The 2,560-nt window shown below is 71.2% G+C and carries 2 protein-coding genes; both read left to right on the top strand.

Translation table 11 applies throughout. The features are described 5' to 3' along the window. The first annotated feature begins 109 nt into the window (after window positions 1-109). Entirely contained in the window at window positions 110-790 is a 681-nt protein-coding gene (locus ABT116_RS42430; protein ID WP_351645903.1) for a hypothetical protein, read from the top strand. A 684-nt stretch (window positions 791-1,474) separates the two neighbouring features. Then, on the top strand, window positions 1,475-2,482 hold the full coding sequence (locus ABT116_RS42425) for a GNAT family N-acetyltransferase (RefSeq protein WP_502984038.1): 1,008 nt from the start codon (window positions 1,475-1,477) through the stop codon (window positions 2,480-2,482). Window positions 2,483-2,560 lie beyond the last annotated feature (78 nt).

The following is a 2,560-nucleotide window of genomic DNA, read 5'->3' as shown; positions in this document are numbered from 1 at the left end:
GGCAGGGCGATCGAGCTGGTCCACGAGACCGAGGCCACCGGGGCGGGCGGGTAAGCTCCCCTGGCTGATCACCGGCCGACACGAACAACAGGGGGGCTCCGTGCGGGCCATGGCCACCATGACGACGACCGCGCTCTGCCTGCTGGCGGGCGCGGCCCTGGCCGCATGCGGAGCCGGCGGCTCCGGCGAGGACAGATCCGCGGGCGAGATCCTCGACGAGGCCAACGCGAGGATGCGGAAGCTGGACACCGTCACCGTCGACATCACCAACCGCACCACGAGCGGCGGCACGGTCACCAGCCACCTCGTCACCGACCTGGACAGCCGGTGCAGGTCGAAGACCACCTGGTCCGGCGGTGGCGCCCTGGAGCAGATCCGTCTGGGCAAGACCGACTACGTCCGCCCGGACCGGGCCTACCTGCAGAAGTGGAAGAACAACCCCGGCGTCACCGGCGAGCAGAAGCGGTGGGTGAAGACGCCAGTGGACCCGGCCTCCCGGGGCGGCGACGGACTCACCTCCTGCACACGGCCCTTCGACTCGTTCGGCACGGCGAAGAAGGGCGGATCCGCGCGCGTCGGAGACACGAAGGCCATCGAACTGATCGTCACCGACAAGGCGGACAAGGAAGGGACGTACACCTTCTACGTGGCCGAGGAGGGCGAACCGTATCTGCTCAAGACGGTGTACAAGAGCGCCGCGCAGCACACCACCACGTCGTTCAGCGGTTTCGACGAGCCGCTGGATGTGCGGGCGCCGAAGCCGGGTGAGGTTCTGAGTCTCGGTGGCTGAGTACCCGTCAGGAGGCAGCGCTTTCCGTTGGATTTCCGGCGGCAACCGGCCGAGAGGGACGAATCGTCACACCAGGGCTTGACGGGGCGGAGCCGGGCTCGGCCTACTGGAAGCGCAGCCGGCCGTGTCGGGGGTCTGGTCCGGTGCCGGCCCTCGGGTCGAGTCCTCCGTACTCCCCCGCCGGAACGCAGGTCAGGGGTCTGATGGTGCGGCGACGTTGGACAGCGTTGGGGGGTCTGATGGCCTGCCTGCTGTTGCTGCACCTCGTGGTTCCGGGGCTCGCGGACGACGGGCGTCCGGCCGTGGCGGCCACGGCGGCGGTGGGCGCGACGGCTGCGGGCGCCGCTTCGAGTGCCGAGGCCGAAGGGGCCCAAGAGCCGTGTCCCTGTGAGGACGAGCCGTCGGTTCGGCAGCTCGCGGCGCGCACGCCGCGGGCCACGGGTGCGGCAGGGGTGAGCCCGGTGGTGACCGGGGCGGCCGTGATGGGCCGGAGCAGTACGGATCTGCGTGCGGCGGGAACGAGCCCGTGTCCGGGGGCGGCCGGATCCGCCCCGAGCGCCGAACGGTTGCAGACGTTCCGCTGCTGAGCGACGGCAGACCGACAAGGGCCTGCGCCGTGCGGCCTGAGTACTGCCCTGGTGCCGAATCGCGGTGATGTGCAGGCCTTCGTGTGTCCCCATGCCGATGACACAGGAGGCAGAGTTGCCTGGAAAGCGCGTTCTCGTTCTGAGGCCGGACGAACTCGGCCCGAACGACCAGAAGATGTGGCGGGAGATCCGGACGGAGTCCGGCGCACCGGCGAATCCCTTTCTCGACCCGGCGTTCACCGTGGCGGTGGGGCGGGTCAGGCCGGGGGCCAGGGTGGCGGTGCTGCAGGACGACGGTTCCCCGGTGGGGTTCTTCCCGTACGAGGCGGGGGTGCTGGGGCGGGGCCGGGCCATCGGGCTGGGGGTGTCCGACAGTCAGGGGGCCGTGTTACGCCCCGGGATCCGGCTGGACGCCCGGCGGTTGTTGCGGGTCTGCGGGCTGTCGTCCTTCGAGTTCGACAACCTCGAAGCCGGTCAGGGGGTGTTCGTGCCGCACGCGGTCGAGGAACTCGCCTCCCCGGTCGTCGACATCGGCGAGGGCTTCGCGGCGTACACGGACCATCTGCGGGCGCACTCGCCGGGCTTCCTCAGACAGATCCTGGCCAAGGAGCGCAGGCTGGCCCGGCAGGTCGGCGAGGTGCGGTTCGTGTACGACGCCCGGGACCCGGCGGCGCTGCGGGCGCTGATGGAGTGGAAGTCGGCGCAGTACCGGCGGACCGGCCGGCGGGACCGGTTCGCGCAGGAGTGGATCACCCGGCTGGTGGGGCTGCTCGGGGAGAGCGAGGAGCCGGAGTGCCGCGGCGTGCTGTCCGTGCTGTACGCCGCCGGACGACCCGTCGCCGCGCACCTGGGGCTGCGCTCGCGCACGGTGCTGTCCTGGTGGTTCCCGGCGTACGACCGCGCCTACGCCAAGTACTCCCCCGGCCTCCTGCTGCAGTTGCGGATGCTGGAGGCCGCGGCGGCCGACGGCATCGAGACCGTCGACCTGGGCAGCGGCCCGGCCCGCTACAAGGAGTCGCTCAAGACCCGTGACCTGCGGGTGTACGAAGGAGCGGTGGTGCGGCCGGTGCCGGGCCGTCGTGGGGATGGGCCGCAGGGCAGCTGATCTCCACCACCTCGGACCTCAACCAGTTCCTCTACGCGCTACTCGACGGACGACTGCTCCCCGCAGCCGAACTCGACC

Source organism: Streptomyces sp. NPDC002130, assembly GCF_040296465.1.
GTDB lineage: Bacteria > Actinomycetota > Actinomycetes > Streptomycetales > Streptomycetaceae > Streptomyces.
This window is presented reverse-complemented; position numbering and strand designations above follow the sequence as displayed.

Excerpts from the sequence above, each read along its gene's own strand:
- ABT116_RS42430 (WP_351645903.1), top strand. The coding sequence starts at position 110 with ATGGCCACCATGACGACGACCGCGCTCTGCCTGCTGGCGGGCGCGGCC.
- ABT116_RS42425 (WP_502984038.1), top strand. The coding sequence starts at position 1,475 with ATGACACAGGAGGCAGAGTTGCCTGGAAAGCGCGTTCTCGTTCTGAGG.